Origin of the sequence: Desulfopila sp. IMCC35006 (assembly GCF_005116645.1) — a bacterium.
Taxonomy (GTDB): Bacteria; Desulfobacterota; Desulfobulbia; order Desulfobulbales; family Desulfocapsaceae; genus Desulforhopalus_A.
Map to the genome: position 1 here is coordinate 730,967 of NZ_SWCM01000001.1, position 19,756 is coordinate 750,722.

Annotated in this window: 14 protein-coding genes; 10 read left to right on the forward strand and 4 right to left on the reverse strand. The window is 50.6% G+C overall.

Annotated elements, in window-relative coordinates:
- Positions 1-359: 359 nt before the first annotated feature.
- From FCL47_RS03260 to FCL47_RS03275, 4 genes are all read left to right on the forward strand, one after another.
- A complete protein-coding gene (locus FCL47_RS03260; protein ID WP_136812004.1) occupies positions 360-1,799 on the forward strand; it encodes a diadenylate cyclase in 1,440 nt (479 codons plus the stop codon).
- A gap of 104 nt (positions 1,800-1,903) precedes the next feature.
- Entirely contained in the window at positions 1,904-3,553 is a 1,650-nt protein-coding gene (locus FCL47_RS03265; protein ID WP_136812005.1) for an ABC-F family ATP-binding cassette domain-containing protein, read from the forward strand.
- 239 nt (positions 3,554-3,792) lie between these two features.
- Positions 3,793-4,056, forward strand: a complete 264-nt coding sequence (locus tag FCL47_RS03270; RefSeq protein WP_136812006.1) for an RNA-binding protein — start codon at positions 3,793-3,795, stop codon at positions 4,054-4,056.
- Between the two features lie 184 nt (positions 4,057-4,240).
- The gene (locus FCL47_RS03275) at positions 4,241-4,441 is read left to right on the forward strand and encodes a cold-shock protein (RefSeq protein ID WP_136812007.1); all 201 of its coding nucleotides are present in this window, start codon (positions 4,241-4,243) and stop codon (positions 4,439-4,441) included.
- A 136-nt stretch (positions 4,442-4,577) separates the two neighbouring features.
- On the opposite strand, the gene FCL47_RS03280 is transcribed toward FCL47_RS03275, so the two are convergent.
- On the reverse strand, positions 4,578-5,153 hold the full coding sequence (locus tag FCL47_RS03280; RefSeq protein ID WP_136812008.1) for a lipid-binding SYLF domain-containing protein: 576 nt from the start codon (positions 5,151-5,153) through the stop codon (positions 4,578-4,580).
- Between the two features lie 596 nt (positions 5,154-5,749).
- Here FCL47_RS03280 and FCL47_RS03285 point away from each other — a divergent pair.
- On the forward strand, positions 5,750-6,502 hold the full coding sequence (locus FCL47_RS03285; protein ID WP_136812009.1) for a phosphatase: 753 nt from the start codon (positions 5,750-5,752) through the stop codon (positions 6,500-6,502).
- A 15-nt stretch (positions 6,503-6,517) separates the two neighbouring features.
- On the opposite strand, the gene FCL47_RS03290 is transcribed toward FCL47_RS03285, so the two are convergent.
- From FCL47_RS03290 to FCL47_RS03300, 3 genes are all read right to left on the reverse strand, one after another.
- Positions 6,518-7,771, reverse strand: a complete 1,254-nt coding sequence (locus FCL47_RS03290; RefSeq protein WP_136812010.1) for an MFS transporter — start codon at positions 7,769-7,771, stop codon at positions 6,518-6,520.
- A 127-nt stretch (positions 7,772-7,898) separates the two neighbouring features.
- Complete coding sequence (locus tag FCL47_RS03295) at positions 7,899-8,924, reverse strand: DUF4105 domain-containing protein (RefSeq protein ID WP_136812011.1); 1,026 nt, start codon at positions 8,922-8,924, stop codon at positions 7,899-7,901.
- A gap of 60 nt (positions 8,925-8,984) precedes the next feature.
- Complete coding sequence (locus tag FCL47_RS03300; RefSeq protein ID WP_136812012.1) at positions 8,985-11,441, reverse strand: mechanosensitive ion channel domain-containing protein; 2,457 nt, start codon at positions 11,439-11,441, stop codon at positions 8,985-8,987.
- A 259-nt stretch (positions 11,442-11,700) separates the two neighbouring features.
- Here FCL47_RS03300 and FCL47_RS03305 point away from each other — a divergent pair, with 259 nt between their 5' ends.
- The 5 genes from FCL47_RS03305 to FCL47_RS03325 all read left to right on the forward strand — a co-directional run bounded on the left by FCL47_RS03305 (position 11,701) and on the right by FCL47_RS03325 (position 19,707).
- Complete coding sequence (locus FCL47_RS03305; protein ID WP_167496341.1) at positions 11,701-13,257, forward strand: DUF2868 domain-containing protein; 1,557 nt, start codon at positions 11,701-11,703, stop codon at positions 13,255-13,257.
- 12 nt (positions 13,258-13,269) lie between these two features.
- Positions 13,270-14,688 carry a GTPase/DUF3482 domain-containing protein gene (locus tag FCL47_RS03310; protein WP_136812014.1) on the forward strand — a complete coding sequence of 473 codons (1,419 nt, stop codon included), beginning with the start codon at positions 13,270-13,272 and terminating at the stop codon, positions 14,686-14,688.
- A 111-nt stretch (positions 14,689-14,799) separates the two neighbouring features.
- Positions 14,800-15,429, forward strand: a complete 630-nt coding sequence (locus tag FCL47_RS03315; protein WP_136812015.1) for a plasmid pRiA4b ORF-3 family protein — start codon at positions 14,800-14,802, stop codon at positions 15,427-15,429.
- A 482-nt stretch (positions 15,430-15,911) separates the two neighbouring features.
- Positions 15,912-16,898 (forward strand): TAXI family TRAP transporter solute-binding subunit, encoded by a 987-nt coding sequence (locus FCL47_RS03320; protein ID WP_136812016.1) that lies wholly within the window; start codon positions 15,912-15,914, stop codon positions 16,896-16,898.
- A gap of 220 nt (positions 16,899-17,118) precedes the next feature.
- The gene (locus FCL47_RS03325; RefSeq protein ID WP_136812017.1) at positions 17,119-19,707 is read left to right on the forward strand and encodes a TRAP transporter permease; all 2,589 of its coding nucleotides are present in this window, start codon (positions 17,119-17,121) and stop codon (positions 19,705-19,707) included.
- Positions 19,708-19,756: the final 49 nt, after the last annotated feature.

Below are 19,756 nucleotides of genomic sequence, written 5' to 3' on the forward strand. Positions count from 1 at the left end.
ATCAACGGGAACAGTTCTTGAGTGACTCAGAAATAAGATTTTTGTGTTGTTACAGGAATCTAATTCTCTAAAGGAACGTATCCCGCAAAGTTTCTGGGCGGCCTACGTCTTGCCACCCTACCTTTTTTCCTTTCTCAAGTCGCGAACATTTCATCCGTAAGATGGAAAGAAGGATGGGACGAGTATTTTGTGAGGTTCTGCTTGTTATTGCCAGCCAATTCAGCATCACGCAATATTTATTGGGAGAATTTTTTCCATTGAGGGTATTATGCGCGATACGCAAGCCGGAATGGCGGGCACATCAAGCCCGACCTGCGTAAATAACCAGTCCATAACCCCAGGCCCCCAAAGGCCAGCGTATGAATAAAATAATATTTTTACTCCATGAACTTCTTACCTGGCAGGCAATCCTCGACATTGCCTTAATCACTGCGGGATTGTTTTTTCTCTACCGCACCCTGGTCCGGCTGGGAACCTGGAAGATTCTGGTCGGCATCCTTGCGGCCTTTCTGGTAATCGCCCTGGCAAATATTCTCAACCTGGAAGGCATAAAATGGATCTTCCAGAACGTCAGCAATGTTGCGGTCATCGCCCTGATTGTCATTTTCCAGCCGGAATTAAGAAAGGTATTTGAAAAAGTAGTCTCCCTGCAGAAAAAAAAGACCGTATCCATCGATGACGGGGTAACCGACATGGTCGCCCTGAGCCTGTGGCAGCTCGCCAAACAGAAACGGGGGGCGATTATTGTCTATCCTGGCAAGGAACCGGTCCTCGAGCAGCTCTCCGGAGGTCACCGTCTTTCAGCAGAACCAAGTCTGGCGCTGATAATGTCCATTTTCGACCCGAATTCCCCGGGCCATGACGGGGCAATGATCATCGAAGATAACAAGCTGACCAGTTTCGGGGTGCGGCTGCCCATTTCCCAGACGTCTCGGTTAACCGAAGATTACGGGACACGCCATCATGCAGCCATGGGACTGGCGGAACAGACAGATGCCCTGGTTCTGGTGGTCTCTGAGGAACGGGGGGTGGTCTCTGCCTTTAAAGACAGGGCAATGAAACCTCTTGGCTCCGTTGCAGAAATAACCAACGTTATCAGGAACCACAACAACGAGAAGGGCTTTCTCGATATGGAACTGCAAAGCCTGCTGCACCGGCATACTTTGATTCCTGTCGGGGTGAGCCTGGCTATTGCGGTTGTATTCTGGTCAACGCTGATAACAGTCAACAGACAGGTGGTGGAAAAGGTATTCCCGCTGTCGGTTGAATATATCCCCCCTGCTGCAAACCTCATCCTGGTGAACGATAAAACAGAACAACTGCGGGTGGACCTCGCCGGTCCCAAGTCAGAGCTGGACAGCTTTGTCTTGTCTCAGCCGACGGCGACGGTAAATCTCTCCAAGATGGTCAAGGGGAAACAGACGATACTGATAACAGGCGATAATCTGCGGCTTCCCCCCAACCTCACTTTTCTGGGCAGCGAACCGGCGAAGATTGAAGTGACTCTCGCCGACATCGTCAAGAAGACTATCCCGATAGTCCCGCAGCTTGTCGGTAAACTGCCAGCCAACCTCAAGCTGAAAAAAGTCCAGGTCATTCCCGACCAGGTCTCGGTGCTGCTGCCGGCCCCAAAACGTGGAGATAAACAGCTGTCGGTTGCAACCACTCCGGTTTACCTCAATTCCATTCAGGGGGACATTCGCATTTTCTGCAAAATCATCGCCGATCCGACCATTCAGCCCGAGGTCAAACCCTGGCAGGACGTCGAGGTTATAATCGAGGTAGAGAACAGCAATTGAGCTGATCGAAGCTGGCACGACACGAAACGTCTGGCGGGAAGAAAAAATATCCTTGCATCGGTTTACCGGGTCATGGTAGTTTCCAGCCATTTTTTTTGGCGATTATGATACATTTAACCAATATTCACATGCAGCACGGAGCGCAGGTCCTTTTCCAGAACGCCAGCCTGCAGATCCTCCCCGGTACAAAATCAGGTCTGGTCGGCGCCAATGGTGCGGGCAAGACCACCGTCTTTCGTCTGATAACCGGTGAGGAGGAAGCTGACAAGGGCGATATTTCCTGTGCCAAGAAAACCGTCATTGGTTATTTTTCACAAGATGTCGGTGAGATGGCCGGCCGGTCGGTTATTGCTGAGGTGATGTCGGCCGCAGGCGACATTGTCGAGCTCGGCACCAAGATTTCGGCAATGGAAGCTGAAATGGCCGAGCCGATGGACGACGATGCCATGGCTGATCTGCTGGAGCGTTACGGGGAATGTGTCGAGATATTCGAGGTGCGTGGCGGCTACGATCTCGAACCTCGGGCCCAGGCCATTTTAACCGGGCTGGGCATCGCCCCACAGGATTTCAACAGTCCGGTGGAACTCTTCAGCGGCGGCTGGAAGATGCGCATCGCCCTGGCGAAAATTCTGACCATCAACCCGGATGTCCTGCTGCTCGATGAACCAACCAACCATCTGGACATCGAATCAATCCTCTGGCTGGAAGAATGGCTGCGCACCGAGTTTAAAGGCGCTCTATTGATGACCTGTCATGACCGGGAGTTCATGAACCGGATAGTCACCCGGATTATTGAGGTAGCCAACGGCACCACCACTACCTACAGCGGCAATTTTGATTTCTACCTGCAGGAGCGTGAAATAAGACGACAGCAGCTTGAAGCCAGCTATCGCCGGCAGCAGGAGATGCTCGTTAAAGAAGAAGAATTCATCGCCCGTTTTGCCGCCCGCGCCTCCCATGCCTCGCAGGTCCAGTCACGCATCAAAAAGATTGAAAAGATCGACCGCATTGTCCTGCCCGCCGAACAGAAAACCATTAAATTCAATTTTCCGATACCACCGCGAAGCGGCGACGATGTCCTCCACCTCAGCAACCTGGGGAAAACCTGGATCGGCCATGATGGCAGAAAAATCCCGGTGTTCAGCGGCCTGTCCGGTACCATCCGGCGCATGGAGAAAATCGCCGTCGTCGGCGTAAACGGCGCCGGAAAATCGACGCTTTTGAAAACGATCACCGGCCACGCCGAACCGACCACAGGCGAAATAAACCTTGGCGTTGGCGTTACAACCGGCTATTTCAGCCAGCATGCCATGGATCTGCTCAAACCCGAGCAGACGGTCTTTGAAGCGGTGCAGGAACATTTCCCGCTGGAAAACATCGGCACAATTCGCAACCTCTGCGCCGCTTTTCTCTTTCAGGGCGATGAGGTGGATAAACGAATCGCCAATCTCTCCGGCGGTGAAAAAAGTCGGGTAATCCTGGCCACCCTGCTTGGCCGCCCCCTTAATTTTCTGGTCATGGACGAACCGACCAACCATCTGGACATCCAGTCCCGGGAAGTTCTGCTCAGCGCCCTGCAACAATTTGAAGGAACCGTTATCCTGGTCAGTCATGACCGCCATTTCCTCAATTCCCTGGTCAATCGGGTTTTTGAGATCGATCATGGGGCGATGCGGATTTACGAAGGAGATTATGCCTATTATCGACGTGAAACCATAAAGCACCAGACGGAGAAATTACCCCCCGGGAAATAGGAAAGAAGCCGAGACTCTTTTGAGTCCCCGCCTCTAAGGTACTGAATAATTGCTTATGATGCGAAAAAGGTTGCCTCTGTTATTTACTTGTACTCCTGGAGGATATACTGTATAGCCTGTGGGTACGTCCTAACGTCAATCCGATCACGCATAGTGTTTCTCGCCAGTCATCGTGCAGTTTCTTGCATTTTTGTTGCCGGTAAAAATCATTGCCGATCATAGTCCAAGGGAGCAACAGATTGAAACTCTTTATAGGCAATTTGCCTTATGATGTTACCGAAGCGGAAGTTCTTCAAATATTCAGAGACTTTGGCGAAGTAGTTAATACAAATCTGGTCATCGACCATTTCTCGGGACGACCTAAGGGATTTGCCTTTGTGGAAATGTCGACCAGATCAGAAGGCCATCGTGCCATGGAAACGTTGAACAAGCAAGAATACAAAAATCGTCAGCTCGTCTGCAACGAGGCACAGCCTCAAAAAAAAGGAAAGAAGCGCCGGTAGCCAGTCAAATCGCTCTAGCAAATCGAACGTGGTCATTCCGCAGCAAAAAAATTTGCTCATCCAACAAAGAAGTTGAGCAACAAATTCAACCTGCAGCGCAGGTTGGATGCCTGAGTCAGCACACTGCTACTCAGACAATCGAAAAAAGGGGCCAAACGGACCCCATTACACAGGAGTAGCACCAATGGCAGAAGGAACAGTAAAGTGGTTTAATGATGCAAAGGGCTTTGGCTTTATCGAACAGGATGGAGGCCAGGATGTATTTGTCCATCATTCCGCTATCAAGGCAGACGGATTCAAATCTCTCTCCGAGGGCGAGCGCGTCAGCTTTGAAGTTGTAGACGGACAGAAAGGTCCGGCTGCACAGAATGTTATAAAGATCTGAAAATAACAGGATCAGCGATAGCATATGGACAATTATCGCTGATCCTTCCTTTCGTTCCAGGTATCCTGCAGTCCCCTCTTCATTGACAGATCCGATTTACGTATCTCTCTTTTTTTCGTTTTTGTTCTTTGCACTCTTACAATCGTTCAAAGGTGAATTTTTGTCCGCCGATGGACAACTCATACATGAGACCACCTTTGGCATGCACAAAGGTAGCCATCCCTTTGACATACCTGGTTTCTGCCTGCACCCCGGTCCTGGGGCCGGCAGTCGCTCCGGCATTGAGTCCGCTGGTTCCAACCTGAGCCTCGCCGCCGGCGGTTATGACAATAGCCTGCGCCGTTGCATCAAATTCGAAGTTGCCGCTGGTAAATTCATCATAGGCCCGCTTGTCCTGAAAGAAGACAATCTGACTGAAAACTTTGCCGCCCGCCTGAAAGCCTATTGATCCTTTCACTACCGTTGATTTCCCGGTCACTCTACCGCCTTTATAGACCTGCCCTGTGCCATAGGCACCGCCTACCACAAAACCGGCTTTGCCGATATATGGAAAAACTGCATAGCCATAGGCATTCCGGTAAAATTTTGCAACAACAGGAGAGTCGCGAAAGACCTTGATGGTGGCCGAATAATCATCAACCCCGGCAGCACTTGTCAGATTGGTCAAACCAAGAAAAAACGCAAAAATGAATAAAACAGATAATCTCTTCATGTCCCACCCTCCCTTGAAAGTTACCTATTGACTGAATAATCGAACTCCGCCCGAAGAACAAAGCCACAAAACACCAGCCGGGTTCATCTCACAGAGACTCTCTATTTCAGACACCCTCCAAAGCCTGGCATGCAACATCAGCCAGCCGTCAATCAATCAGCAGCCATAACGTCAATCAGTCGATTATGGCCTAACTCATTACAGGCAGTTATACATGAATAAGTAATACTGTAAGTGGCTGTCTTTAGTCTGTCAAGAGAAGTCCCTAACCAGAAAAAGCACCCATGTAAAATACAAGTATATCAATTATCGACCGACGGCCAGCTACTTCAGACGCTGGCCGTCACTGATTCTTTTGCAGGAGGTGAAACAGCTGTAAAGCGATCTATTTTGCTCCGACATTTCCAACAGACCTCCCCCTGCGTAACCTTCCGCATCTCCGGCAAAATATTGCGCACAAAGGTCTTTCTCTAAAAAAATTGCAATATCAACCCTGAAAGGTTAGCTTGATGCCAATAGTGTCATAGCCCCTGAATGGTACGATAAATACCAGTCGTATCAGGCATAACCAATTTTTCTGATGGTGGAGTTTTTCCATGCATATTGAAGTAGACAGCCACACTCATACGGTAGCCAGCGGCCATGCCTATAGCACACTGGCGGAAAATGTCCAGGCTGCGGCGGCACGGGGCATCAAACTTCTGGCCATAACCGATCATGGCCCGGCAATGCCGGGAGCACCACATTTCTGGTTTTTCAAAAATATGCGGGTCATCCCCCGGATAATGCACGGAGTCGGGATCCTGCGGGGCATCGAGGCCAATATTGTTAATTTCAAAGGCGAGTTAGATATCGATCATGACACCCGGCGGCACCTGGATATCGTTCTCGCCAGCCTGCATGAACCGATAATCACCCCGGCAACGAAAACGCTGCACACCGATGGAGTAATCCAAGCGATGGCTTCCGGGCACATCGACGTCTTTGCCCATGGCGGCAACCCGGCCTTCCCCATTGACATCGAGGAGGTGGCCAAGGCCGCCGCGAGGTATAAGGTGCTGGTGGAGATCAACAATTCATCATTCACCACATCCCGCCCGGGCAGCGAGAAAAATTGTGCGGCTCTTGCTGAAGCGGTCGGTCGACACAATGGCTTACTCACCTTTGGCAGTGACGCCCATATCGCCGATAAGGTGGGCGTTTTTGCAGAGTGCCTGGCATTTATTAAAAACCTTGGCTTCCCCGAAAAGCAGGTTATCAACGGCAGCGGCCGCTCTTTTTTGCATTTTCTGCAGACCAAAAACAAACCGGCAGACCTCTCGGAACTGGAGTCACTCTTTCCCGGCTGAGATATCGATCCGCACTCATTGATCTAAAAAATCTATCCGCAGACTGAGATACAGCGTCACCACAAGAAAGAGCGCCGAACAGAGAAAAAGTATTTTATAGGCGTCCTGGTGCATAAAAGAGAGGGTATCGAGCAACTTGCCAAAAACAAGCGGAAACCCTGAGCCTATAGGGATGGTCAGAATCGGGGCCAGGGCAAAGTACGGGGTTGAATCGGTCTTCCCGGAAAATTTTTTAACCATCGGCGGATAGACCATATTACGCACCGCCCGGACAACGCCCAACATATAGCTGATCAGGAAAAAAGCCCATATTCCAGGCAAAAATGCCAGCAGGACCAGCAACAGAAAAGTTATACACTTGGCCAGAATGAACTTCTGCTTTAAGCGAAGCAGATTCAGGGCGCCCAGAAAGATGTTCACCGTTATGGATCCGCTGTAGATGCAGCCGACAAAAACTCCGGCAGCAACAGACGGGCGAACCCCATAATATGTGGTTGCATAGTTGGCATAAAAAGAAAGAGTGGTGAGAATCACATAAAAGTCGAGATCCGCCGCCAGAAACTTCAGGAAACGTCGATTATTGAGGATCTCCACAAACGACTGCCGGGTATGGCGCAAAAACGACAGATTGTCCCGTTCGGGATCATGTGGATCGGCAATCTCTTTGGTCAGGAAAAAACACAACGACCCGACAGAAAAAAGCAACCCGGTTACGATGAACACGTAGGCCGAAGAATTGAGCGAAAAAGAATATTTTTCAACCACCTTGAGGATAAAAAAGCTGGAAACAACCTTGCCGATGTTTTGTGCCAGCATCATATAGCCAAGGCCGGGTACGGTTTTTCCCACCGAGAAAATCCGTACCAGAAAATTCAGCCAGATCGGGATAGTAAGCCCCATGCAGAGCGAAAAAATGGTGTAGCAGAAAAAGAACAGTGGCAATACATCTTCGGACCGGCTGACCACGAGCAAGGCCACGCCGAAAAGGACAATCGACAATCCGGAAATAAGATGCAGCAGAGCCACCAGGGGCTTTTTGAAGCGATGATTTCTGGACAGGTAACTGGAAAAAAGGGGAAACGTCGAGATTCCAAAAATAAACAGCGCCGGCACGATGCCTATGACAAAACCTGATGCACCGAGATTTTTCAGAAACAATTGCAGAAATGTCGACTCAAGAACGATGGGAAACCCCAGTCCCCAGAAAAATTCAACGACCCCCACCCCAAAGACATTTCTTTTGAAATATTTGTCTTTTTGTTTATCCATGGAACTCGATATACCAATATACTGCGGGTAAATAACAGATGTAGCTCGTCAAACAGCAAGGGATACATTTTCCATCAGGATGAAGATCCGGTAAAGAAGTCTGCCAGACTGGGGGCGACAATATCTTTCATAAACCGATGCCAGGGATACCCTGGCGGATACGCAACGAGAAATTCTTCTCTTGCGGCATTGCCTGGGCGTTTGGGTTAATATAACTCTTTTGTTTCAACTCGACAAAAGGAAGGTTCCTGACAATAAACCCGCGCTGGTAAACCAGTTCGTCGAGATAACCGTTGACGATAAGCCGCCAGTCAAATTTGGCATCGGGATTATAGGGCACGGTGTGCCGACGAAGGCTGGTGGTACAGTTCGACGTAAGAGCATTATACCATTCAGGCTTGTTATAGAGACTGTTTACTGCACCGAGATAATCGAGAAACACTTTCCTGACAATCGTCGGAGAGACCTCAAGGCGATAGAGATAGACATCTTCCTTGCGAAAATTGGTGCGCAGCCGGACAACATCCCGTTCATCGGCCACAACATACATCTGCTCATATTGGCGGAAGAAACCTTTGACTGTCGAATACGCCTCCCCCTTCTCCTTGCGGGTTTCAATCGAGAAACAGATATAACTCCCGTCATCAAAACCAAAACTCAACATGGTGTGGGCGATACTGGGCACGCCCCAATATACCAGGAAGAGGTCAACCGTCTGCAAATCGGCCAGGGACACGGTTTTATCGTAGTAGCGACAGGTAAAATCAGTTTCGCTGCGGTAGTCGCAGAAACGAACATTGCGGACGGTGACCATGTCGCCATTGATCTGTGCCGAGGCAAGTACCGCCGCATCGGGCTGCCAGTCCCGCATGTTCGAAGGAGCAAGCATAAAAAACCAGCCGGCAACGAGGAAAAAGAGCACCAGGCAGCCGATGATTCCGTACCGGCGCGGTCGAATAACAATCGGCAGAAGCAAAGATACCAGCCCGTAGACGACAATGATCGGTATCCGCAGCGTATTCACCGGTAAGGTGAAAGTAAGAGCGAGAGTTGCCCAGAGAATCATCAAACCAAGAAGCAGAGCCAGTGAGATCCAGCCGATTACTTTAATTTTTGACCGTCTGCCCTTCGAGTTAAATTGTGATCTGTTCATAGAGATATCGCCATGGCTAAGATCCGGCGCTTTGTTAAATTATGGTTCGTTACAGAGTAATTATGATTTTTCTTCCTCGGTATTCACAACCGGGACTCCCCGCATGCGGGCAGCAGCAGCCTCGTCCACCGAACGAAGATGCAGGTCTGTCTGCGGGAAGGGTATTTCTATCTTCTGTAAGGCGAATTCATTTTCGATATCCTGATTCAGATCGCTTAAAACCTGCAGTTTATCGAGATACTCAGATATCCAGACCCGGAGTTCAAAATCAAGGGAACTGGCGCCAAAGGCCAGAAAAAAAGCGCTCGGCTTGGGGGTGCTGAGCACCACCGGATTGGCGTTGGCACAGGCAATAAGAATTTGCAGAACCTTTGCAACGTCTGTTCCGTAGGCCACGCCGACGGGTATTTTAACCCTTACTCTTCGATCACCAAGGGTCCAGTTAGTGACCTGCCCGGTCACCAGATCGGAATTAGGCACGACTATTTCCGCGTTGTCAAAGGTCTGGATAATGGTGGCCCGCAGTCCAAGATTCTTCACTTCGCCGATATCGCTGCCAATCTGAATAGTATCACCGACCTTGATCGGTCTTTCAAACAATAAAATGAGTCCGCTGGCAAAATTATTAACAATAGCCTGCAGACCAAAGCCAATTCCAACGCCCAGTGCACCGCCGAGCAGGGCAAGCTGGTTAAGTTGAAAGCCCAGCACCCTGAGCATGATGATGAAACCCGTCGTTAAAATGGCATAGTGGGCCAGACGGGTAATGGAGAGTTGTACCCCTTTTGCCGCACCGTATCTCGGCAGGACTCTATTTAACAGGAGCGTCTGGATAGCCTTCGAGATGAGAAGAGCTGCATAAATAACAAAGATAACGGTGACCAGAAACCTGGGCGAAAATTTCAGATCCAAAAAAGTAAATCCCACGTTAAAAATGCCGTTCATCGCCTCATTGAGCGTGGTAAAGAAACCCCAGACAACGCCCTGGACCGCGACGAGAAGAATAATGTTCAACCATACAGCTATCGGCTGCAGGCTTCGCATTATAACTTCCTGACTTTCACTCAACAGGGAAAAAGGCTGGACAGTAAGGACCAGGTCGAGAAAACCCAATAAAAGCAGGTACAGCATCCAGACAATCAGGCAGGCACTGATAGCTGACAGCATCGCCGAAAAGAGCATCACCGCAAACTGGTCGTACCCGGAAATCCCCAGGACCAGAATTGCCGCCGGAAAGAGGCCGACGAGTCTCTTGAACCGAGATCTCATGTCAGTTTTGCCTCGGATACTTCGAAGCTGGTAAAAATAATAGACAAGAGCCAAAACCGACACATAGAAGACAAAGAGCAGCATCAACATCTGGGGGAGATTAAGGACAACCATAAAAATGATAACGGCCATAAACATGACCAGGCGGATGAGCAACAGCCGGCGACTCTTGTTTTCTATGAGAAGAGTGGCCAGGCGGGTTGCGGCCAGCAGGGTCAAAATATTCAGCAATGCCTCCCACTGTGGCGGCAGGTCAAAATTGACCGGCATAATGTTCAGAAAGGCATTGAGACTTGAGGCAAGAAAAACAGTTGTAGCAAGAGGATAGGTAGCAAAGGGATACCAGCGCGACGATGATGAAACGAGAGCTCTGGTTTTATATACACCAACGCAGACCAGGCAGAAGGCGATAAGGATGAGCAGAAGAAGATTCCTGTTTTTATGTAAACTCTTCAGCTGGTTGACCACAAACTGGCTGGTGTTCGCATAGCTTTGCTTGAAGAGCTTGGCATTGATCCTGGTATAAAATTCGATGGAAAGTATCGAAGGCGAGGTCTGCTGGATGGACATCGACCTCAACTTGGCATCCATAGCCTTCAGGTCGTTATTCGTCGAGTAGAGCAGAACCTGGAGGTCGCCTATTTTTTTGCCGACCGCCAAAACCAGTTTAAGCTGATCGCCAATTACCTGCAGGGCTTGATCAACGGTTTCGACCAGTGTTTTTTGCTGCTCTTTGGCCAGTGCCAGTGACAAAATTTCTTTTTTGTCATATCCCGTTATCTGGTCTTTCTTGGCCTGCCATTCTTTTCTTTTTGCCGAAAGATCGGAAATCGCCGAAGTGATCGGCTCACTGAGCTTTTTCAGCCGATTGGCAATCCGGATTCCATTCGCCTGCGCGTCCGTCACCTGAGCTAGTTGCAGATCGTCGTCTTTCTCGGCTTTGGCGAGATTGGCTACCGCCACCCTCAATCCTTCCGCTTCCTTCGTCAGCGTGCCGAGTTCGTCGTCCACGTTCTGGATAGTATTTTCTTTGGTCAGTCCGTTTTGCAGATCGATCAACTCTTTGGGCAGAATGCTCGCCCAGGAATAGATCTGAATGAGGGAGGTTTTCTGTTCTTGGACTGGAGGCGCCTTGTCGCCTCCAGTCTTTGGCTTCTCCTCGGCCAACGGGGACGAGGGCAATAAACAGATACCGACAATGCCTATTACCAAAAAAAAGAAACAGCGAAATTTGTTGTGCAGCTGCATATATTATGATCCTGATTTTAAAAAGGTGGGCTCGTGAAAATGAAGATGGATGAGCAAGAGTTTTCTATCCTATCTTACTTGCCGGCTAGTTGACAACATATTCCGCTGGTTCCATGGTCGCCGATTTTTCTTTTATGTCCCGTAAAGGAGCTAAACAACTTGATCCAAATTATCTGCTTAGGAAAAATTAAATTATGAATTTCGGGTGCTTTCAAGAGGTTTTCTTGCCCCGTCTTTTCATTCTGGTATAATGCGGTCCATGAAGACAACCTGGCAATACAAACATATCATCGACCTGGAATATTTCTGTCACCAGGACGTGGACGTTGACAACGATACTCTCCACCAGCGCGACCGAAAAATCTTCCTGGAAAACAAGGATCAGTTCGGCAGTGAACAGAGTCCCGCCAATCGCCGCTGGATCTGGGCCTGGCTGACGAAAAGGATGCAGCAGGACTTTCCTACCCCGGAACAGAAAAGTCCCGGGACAATATTTCGCGACGGCTATTTTATGGCCAAAAGCCTCGCGGTTATTATCGGCATAGTGGTTGGCCTGACCGGTGGGTTTTCATTTTTTACCTACACCGGCACGACCCCGGTCAATGTTTTCCACTTCCTGCTCCTTTTTGTCGTTTCTCAGCTGGCCCTGGTCAGCCTGCTTCTCACTGCCCTGCTGATTCGATCGCTGCTGCCCGGATTGCAAGCACCATCATTCTATGCTCTGCTGCTGCGAAGAATGATCAGCAGGAGTATGGCTTTTTTCCACAAACAATGGCTGCGCACGGCTGCAGCGGATAAAAGGGTTAGTGTCAACCACGCTCTGGGCATCTTCAAGGCTCGCAGCACGATTTATGGTTCACTTTTTTATTGGCCTGTTTTTGTCCTCTGTCAACTTTTTGCCATTGGTTTCAATATCGGCCTGCTCGCGGCAACTCTCATCAAAATATCCACCAGCGACATCGCCTTTGGCTGGCAATCGACCATGCAGTTCAGCGCGGAGGCTATTCATCGCTTTGTCATGCTTGCAGCCATGCCGTGGTCCTGGTTTGTTTCCCAGGCGAACAGCTTCCCCACTCTGGCCGAGATAGAAGGCAGCCGTATCATCCTCAAAGAGGGAATTTACCATCTGACCACCAGCGACCTTATCGCCTGGTGGCCTTTTCTGGTCTTCTGCCTGCTTTTTTATGGCCTTTTGGTCCGGTTGATTCTCTTTTTGGTTGGGAAAATAATGGAGCGGCGCTCTCTGCACAACCTCAAACTCGACACCCCGGCCTGCCTGGCTCTCATCAGGCGCATGCAGACACCGCTGGTCACGACCCAGGCCGCACCGGAGCCAAAGAAAATAGAGCCGACAGGCAATCCGGGGTTTATGCACCAGGCTCCTGAGGGCACAGCTCCACATTTGTTGAAGCAGGTCGTGCTCATTCCGGACGATATTTACCCCCTCTGTCCGACCGAGAAAATGGAACCACTGTTACAACAAAAAGGGTTTACCATCAAAGAAAGACACCGCTTCATGGTCAGCTATGACACGGACCAGCAGCTCAAACACCGCCTGGCGGAAAGAACGTGGCAGCCGGGAGAAGGAATCTTTATCCTGATGGAAGGCTGGATGGTGCCTCTCGTCGATTTTCTCTCCTACCTGAAAGAACTGCGGACGATCCTCCCTGACAACACCATTATCCATCTGGGATTGGTGGGCCGCCCTGATGCAACTGTATTCACCCCGGCAGCGCCGACAGACCTGACTCTCTGGCGACAGAAAATTGAGGCTCTCGGCGACCCCTATCTGAGCATTTTTTCGCTTATTTCCTGACAGGAATATCTGATGACACCGGAATTCGCCATACTCGGTCACCCAAATGAAGGCAAATCGTCCGTACTCTCCACCCTCGCTGAAGATGATTCAGTACGGGTCAGCGCAACGCCTGGCGAGACCACCGAATGCCGCACCTTTCCGGTAGTGATCGATGGTCGGGAGGTGCTCCGTTTCACCGATACCCCGGGCTTTCAGAATCCGGCCAGGGTGCTGAGTGAGCTGAAAAAACGGACGACAACCGACGAAAATCCCCTCAAGACATTCAGGGCTTATGCCGCAACCATCCCGGAACTGCACGATGACTGCGAACTGCTGGGCCCGGTGGAAAGAGGCGCCGGAATCATCTATGTGGTCGACGGTTCACGACCGGTTCGAAATGTCGATCGGGCAGAAATGGAAATCTTACGGTTGACGGGCAAACCCCGGATGGCCATCATCAACTGCAAGGAAGATGACCAGCACCATCTCGATGCCTGGAAAACCGAGTTTCGCAAGAACTTTAATTCCAACCGGGTGTTCAATGCCCATCGGGCTACCTATGCCGAACGAATTCTTCTTCTTGAAACCCTGAAATCAATTGACCAGGACTGGCATCAGGCGCTGTCTGATGTTGTTGCCGCCTTTAAAAAGGATTGGGCAGCGCGGAACGACACTACGGCGGATGCTGTCACCACCCTGTTGGCCGACAGCCTGTCGCTGCAACTCACCGAGCTTATCAGTTCCGAGGAAGAGGCGGAAAAATCCCGGAAAAAGCTTTTTCGCACGTACAGCGAATCCATCAGCCGGATGGAAAAAAAAGCCCACCAGCGCATTCGCAGCCTGTTCAAACACAATATTTTCAACTATGACCTGCCGCCGCATTCGATTCTCAACAAAGACCTGTTCGATGAAGAGACCTGGCAGCTTCTGGGCCTTACCCGGCAGCAGGTCATCATCGCCGGAGGGCTTGGCGGCGCTGCCATCGGTGCCGGCCTGGAGATGGCAACTTTTGGCCACAGCCTTGGCCTGTTTACCGCCGTGGGCACCCTTGCCGGGGCACTTGGTGCTTTCTTTGGTGGTGAGAATCTCTCCGACAAGGTCAAGATTTTAGGCTTGCCGCTCGGCGGCAAACAGATCCAGATAGGTCCAGCCAAATCCATCGACCTCCTCTTTATCCTGCTCAACCGTTCTCTGCTCTATTACCAACACACCATCAACTGGGCCCATGGCCGCAGGGACTACACAAAGGACAGCCTATCGGCTCAACCGCAGCCGGACATCGATCCCCCCCGTGGATTTACGCAAAACTGGTCGGCCGGAAATATTAAAATCTGCCATGATTTTTTCAAGGCCATCCGTGATGACAAGGGCGATGCCGGACGAAAGGCTGTCGAAAAATTCAGACAGCTCCTGTTGACGACCATGCAGGAGATATCCGAGAGTGAATAACTGCTGCACGACAAGTTTTTTCGAGCTGCTCTAGCCAGGACTCTGTTCCTGCATTAATGTGTCAACATTACAAACACAGATGTCAGGAAAGAAGACGCTAAGGAGGAGCAAATGGCCCAGGTTATAAAAGGTGTTTTCCCTCAAAGCACGAAGAATGTGACTGCAGATAACAAGAATGACAAGCAGGTTCCAAGCTATGTCCTGCATATTTCCATAACCTTTTCGGACCCGCTCATCTGGCGTAGAGTGCAGGTCCCTGGGGCGTTTACCCTGGCGCAACTGCACGACACCATCCAGCTGAGCATGGGCTGGAGCGACTCCCACGTCCATCAGTTCCTGGTCGGTAAAATCAGCTACGAGCCAACCATGAAAACAAGGGTTCCCCGGGAAGCAAAGCGATTCGACGAATATAAGTATAAACTGCACACCCTGGAGGAGGGTATGCGATTCATGTTTTCCTACATCTATGGCGCCGGTGAGGGCTGGGAGCATGAAATCCACCTCGAGGAAGTCGTGCCTCCGACCAGACAGCTCAAACACCCGGTCCTCCTCGCCGGTGAAATGGCCTGTCCCCCGGAGACGATTGGCGATATCCACCAATACCTGCAACTCATAACCGACCTGGAATCACCCGACGGCAGAAAAACAGACAGCCTGTTTGAGCTTACCGGTCGCCCGGATTTTGATCCGAATTATTTCGACCTGGCAGCCGCCAAAAAAAGGGTCAGTCTGGGACGATAGTCCGCTGCCCGTATCCTGACAACCCCTGAAAAGACATCAGCGTGTGCCGGATTTTCCTGTTGCGAGCAGCGAGACAGGCACGACCGCCTCGCGGCAATCCCGCTCCTTGCCGGCTACAACGGGGATCTTCTGACCAACCTGACCGCCCCGACCATCAAGCTTTTCGACTTTTTAGCCTTATCGAGCTTTCCCAGATCGAAGGCCAGAGATAGATAGGTGTACATGGTTGCCGACTGCTCCATACACTGGTATGATCAGAAGCTGGCAATTTCTATTTTTCAAGGAGGGATATGGGTGCAAAAACCCTTGACGAATGCAAAAATATTAGGTCTTTGTTATAGGTAGGTTATTAATGTACAGCGCTTGTTGGCTTGATTTTTCGGGTTCTTACCCGGTTTGAGACATGGCGATGTACAACATTCCTTCCCCGCACGGATTATTCACAATGCGGGGAAAACATTCAAACCCACGGAGAAAAAACTATGAACAAGAGGACAACTTCGCTGTTAACCGCAATCACCTTCGGCTGTGCCTTATGTGTTGGGGCTGTAGCAGGTTCAGCATTAGCGGCCAACCAGAAATTCATTACCATCGGCACCGGGGGAGTAACCGGGGTGTATTATCCGGCCGGTGGCGCTATTGCCCGCCTCGTCAATAAAGGAAAAAAAGAGCATGGCCTCAGGGCAACTGTCGAAAGTACCGGCGGTTCGGTCTATAATGTCAACGCTGTAACCACTGGTGAGCTTGACTTCGGTGTCGCCCAGTCGGATGTCCAGTACGAAGCCGTCAAAGGTCTGAATAAGTTTGCCGCCACAGGTCCAGACACTAACCTGCGCGCCGTATTTTCACTGCACCAGGAACCTTTCACTGTAGTCGCAAGAGCTGACTCAGGGATCAAAAAATTCGAAGATCTCAAGGGAAAACGAGTAAACATCGGTGACCCCGGTTCCGGACAGCGCAGCACCATGGCAGGGGTTATGGACAAATACGGCTGGACAACAAAGGATTTCAAGCTCGCGTCCGAATTGAAAGCTGCGGAACAATCGGCCGCCCTGTGCGACAATAAAGTTGACGCCATTGTCTATATGGTTGGTCATCCCAATGGCTCCATCCAGGAGGCCTGTACCGCCTGTGATTCCGTTCTGGTGAATGTCACCGGCCCGAAAATCGAAGAATTGATCAGCGCCAATCCATACTTTAGCGACGCCGTTATCCCTGGCGGAATGTACCGGGGCAATCCCAACGACACCAAAACCTTTGGTGTCAGTGCCACCATCGTCAGCTCCACCAAGGTCCCGGCCGACGTGGTCTATCACCTGGTCAAGGCGGTTTTCGAGAACTTTGAAGAATTTAAACAGCTTCACCCTGCTTTTGCCAACCTGGACAAAAAACAGATGATCAAATATGGCCTTTCCGCTCCTCTTCATGAAGGGGCAATTAAATACTACAAGGAAGCCGGTTTGATGTAGATTTAACTGGACGAAAAAGGGCGGGCAGGATGGTTTATTCCCGACCATCTTTTCCCGCCCGATTGGCAAGCAATGCCTCTATCCCCGTATATGAAACTATGACCATCAAGTGAGTATTGCAAAAAGTCCCGCTCCTCCCAGAAGGGCCGACCGGTTATTTGCCTCACCCTGGTACCAATAGATTAGATATGCAGCAGCCCAGAGAGGAGTCGAATTCATTATGACCGAAAAAGAAAAAAATCCAGCCGTGGAACGGTTAGAAAAGATGGTGGCCGACACCGATACCGGAGGCAGGACGCCTCAAGACAAATTTTCCAAGGCGGTCCTTTTCGGGGTCCCGCTGCTCTGGTCTCTTTTCCAGCTCTGGTATTCATCTCCTCTCCCTTTTGCCCTCAATTTTTTTGTCATCAATGACACAGAGGCCCGCTCGATCCATCTGGCTTTTGCGATGTTTCTGGCCTACGCCGCTTTTCCGACTTTGAAAACGTCACCGACAAAATACATTCCTCTGCAGGACTGGATACTGGCCCTTGCGGCCTCTTTTGCCGCGGGCTATATCTATTTTAATTATACCGCGCTCTCGGCCCGGCCAGGTGCCCCGACAACCCTTGATCTGGCGGTATCCGTAATCGGTATTATCCTCCTGCTCGAGGCGACTCGCCGTGCCCTTGGCCCCCCTCTGATGATCATAGGAACCCTTTTTATCATTTACACCTTTGCCGGTCAGCATATGCCCGACATTATAGCCCACAAGGGAGCAAGTCTTACGAAGGGGATGTCACATTACTGGTTATCGACCGAGGGTGTTTTTGGTGTTGCCCTGGGGGTCTCGACCAGCATGGTCTTCATGTTCGTTCTTTTTGGCTCCCTGCTTGAAAAAGCGGGAGCTGGCAACTATTTCATCCGCGTCGCCTTTGCCGGTCTCGGTCACATGCGTGGCGGACCTGCCAAAGCGGCGGTTGTGTCTTCGGCCATGACCGGGATGATATCCGGCTCGTCAATCGCCAACGTTGTTACTACCGGAACCTTTACCATACCCCTGATGAAAAAAGTGGGTTTCTCCGCGGAAAAGGCCGGCGGTATTGAGTGCGCTTCTTCAGTGAATGGTCAGATAACCCCACCGGTAATGGGGGCAGCGGCCTTTTTGATGGTTGAATATGTGGGCATATCCTATCTCGAAGTCATTAAAAATGCCTTTCTGCCGGCAATAATCGCCTATATCGCCCTGGTCTATATTGTTCATCTTGAGGCATGCAAAATGGGCCTCAAAGGACTCGAAAAAAGACACAAAAAGACGATAGCCCAGACCCTTTACGGCATCGTCTCCGTTCTCCTCGGCACAATCGCCACCGGTGCGGCCACCTATTACGGTCTGGGCTGGATAAAGACCGTAGCGGGCGATGGAGCGATTTATATCATCGCGGTACTCGCCCTGCTTGCCTATATAGCCCTTATTTATCTCGCCTGTCGGGTTCCTGAACTGGAACACTCAACGGACATGACCGTTTTACCTGACCTTGGCGAAACCACCCAGGCGGGTCTGTATTTTCTCCTGCCGGTTGTGGTGCTCATGTGGTGCCTGATAGTTGAACAATTCTCCCCTTCCCTTTCGGTTTTCTGGGCGACTGTTTTATTGCTGTTCATCGTCATTACCCAAAGACCACTGAAAGGTTTTTTCCGAAAGATACAGAGCGAGGAATTCAGCTTTCGCCGCGGTCTCGACGACGTCATTACCGGAATGGTCACCGGTGGCCGGAACATGATCGGGATCGGGGTGGCGACAGCCGCTGCCGGCATCATCGTCGGTACTGTTACCCTTACCGGCATAGCCTTGGTCATGACCGACTTTGTTGAATTGATTTCCCTCGGCAACATGAACTTAACCCTGATATTTACCGCGATATTCTGCATAATTCTCGGTATGGGCCTGCCAACCACCGCCAATTACATCGTCGTGTCGACCCTTATGGCACCGGTCATCGTCAGCCTGGGCGCGCAGAACGGACTGCTCATCCCGCTGGTTGCCGTTCATCTGTTCGTTTTTTATTTTGGTGTTCTCGCCGACGACACTCCGCCCGTAGGGCTGGCTGCCTTCGCGGCCGCGGGTATTTCGGGAGGGGATCCAATTCGCACAGGTATCCAGGGTTTTATGTACGATATCCGCACCGCCATCCTGCCCTTTGTATTTATTTACAACAATGAACTCCTGATGATCGGGATAGGCTCCGCTTTTCATTTTATTGTGGTAGTCTGCGGTGCCGTCATTGCCATGCTGGCCTTTGCCTCAGCAACGCAAAACTATATGCTGACCAGAAATAAGCTCTGGGAAAGCGGGTTGTTGCTCGTTGCAGCTTTTATTCTGTTTCGACCCGGGTTTTTCTGGGATCAAATCTATCCCGAACTGGAGACTCGACCACCAGCGGAACTGGCCCATTTTGTCGATCATATGCCGGCAGGCGACCAATTGCGTCTTACCCTGAAAGGCGAAAAGATGAGCGGCAAGGAATTCACCATGGTTGTGTCCTTAAAAGTCGGGGATCAGGTGGGCGGGGATCAACGACTCCAGGCAATGGGATTTAGTACCCGCACCGAAGATGGCAAAATCTTCGTGGATAACGTGGTGTTCGGCAGTGCCGCAAAAAAAGCCCGCATCGATTTTGACCAGGAAATCATCAATTTCCAGGTCTTAACCGACCGACCGCCGAAACAGCTGATGTTTATCCCGGCGATCGCCCTGCTCGTCCTCATCTGGCTGAACCAGAAACGACGGGTAAAAAAAGCAACGGAACAGGCGGCCATCCAGTCATAAGATCCCGCGAGGTAGGGTCCAGCGGCCCCGGTGTTAAATTTCTTCTATC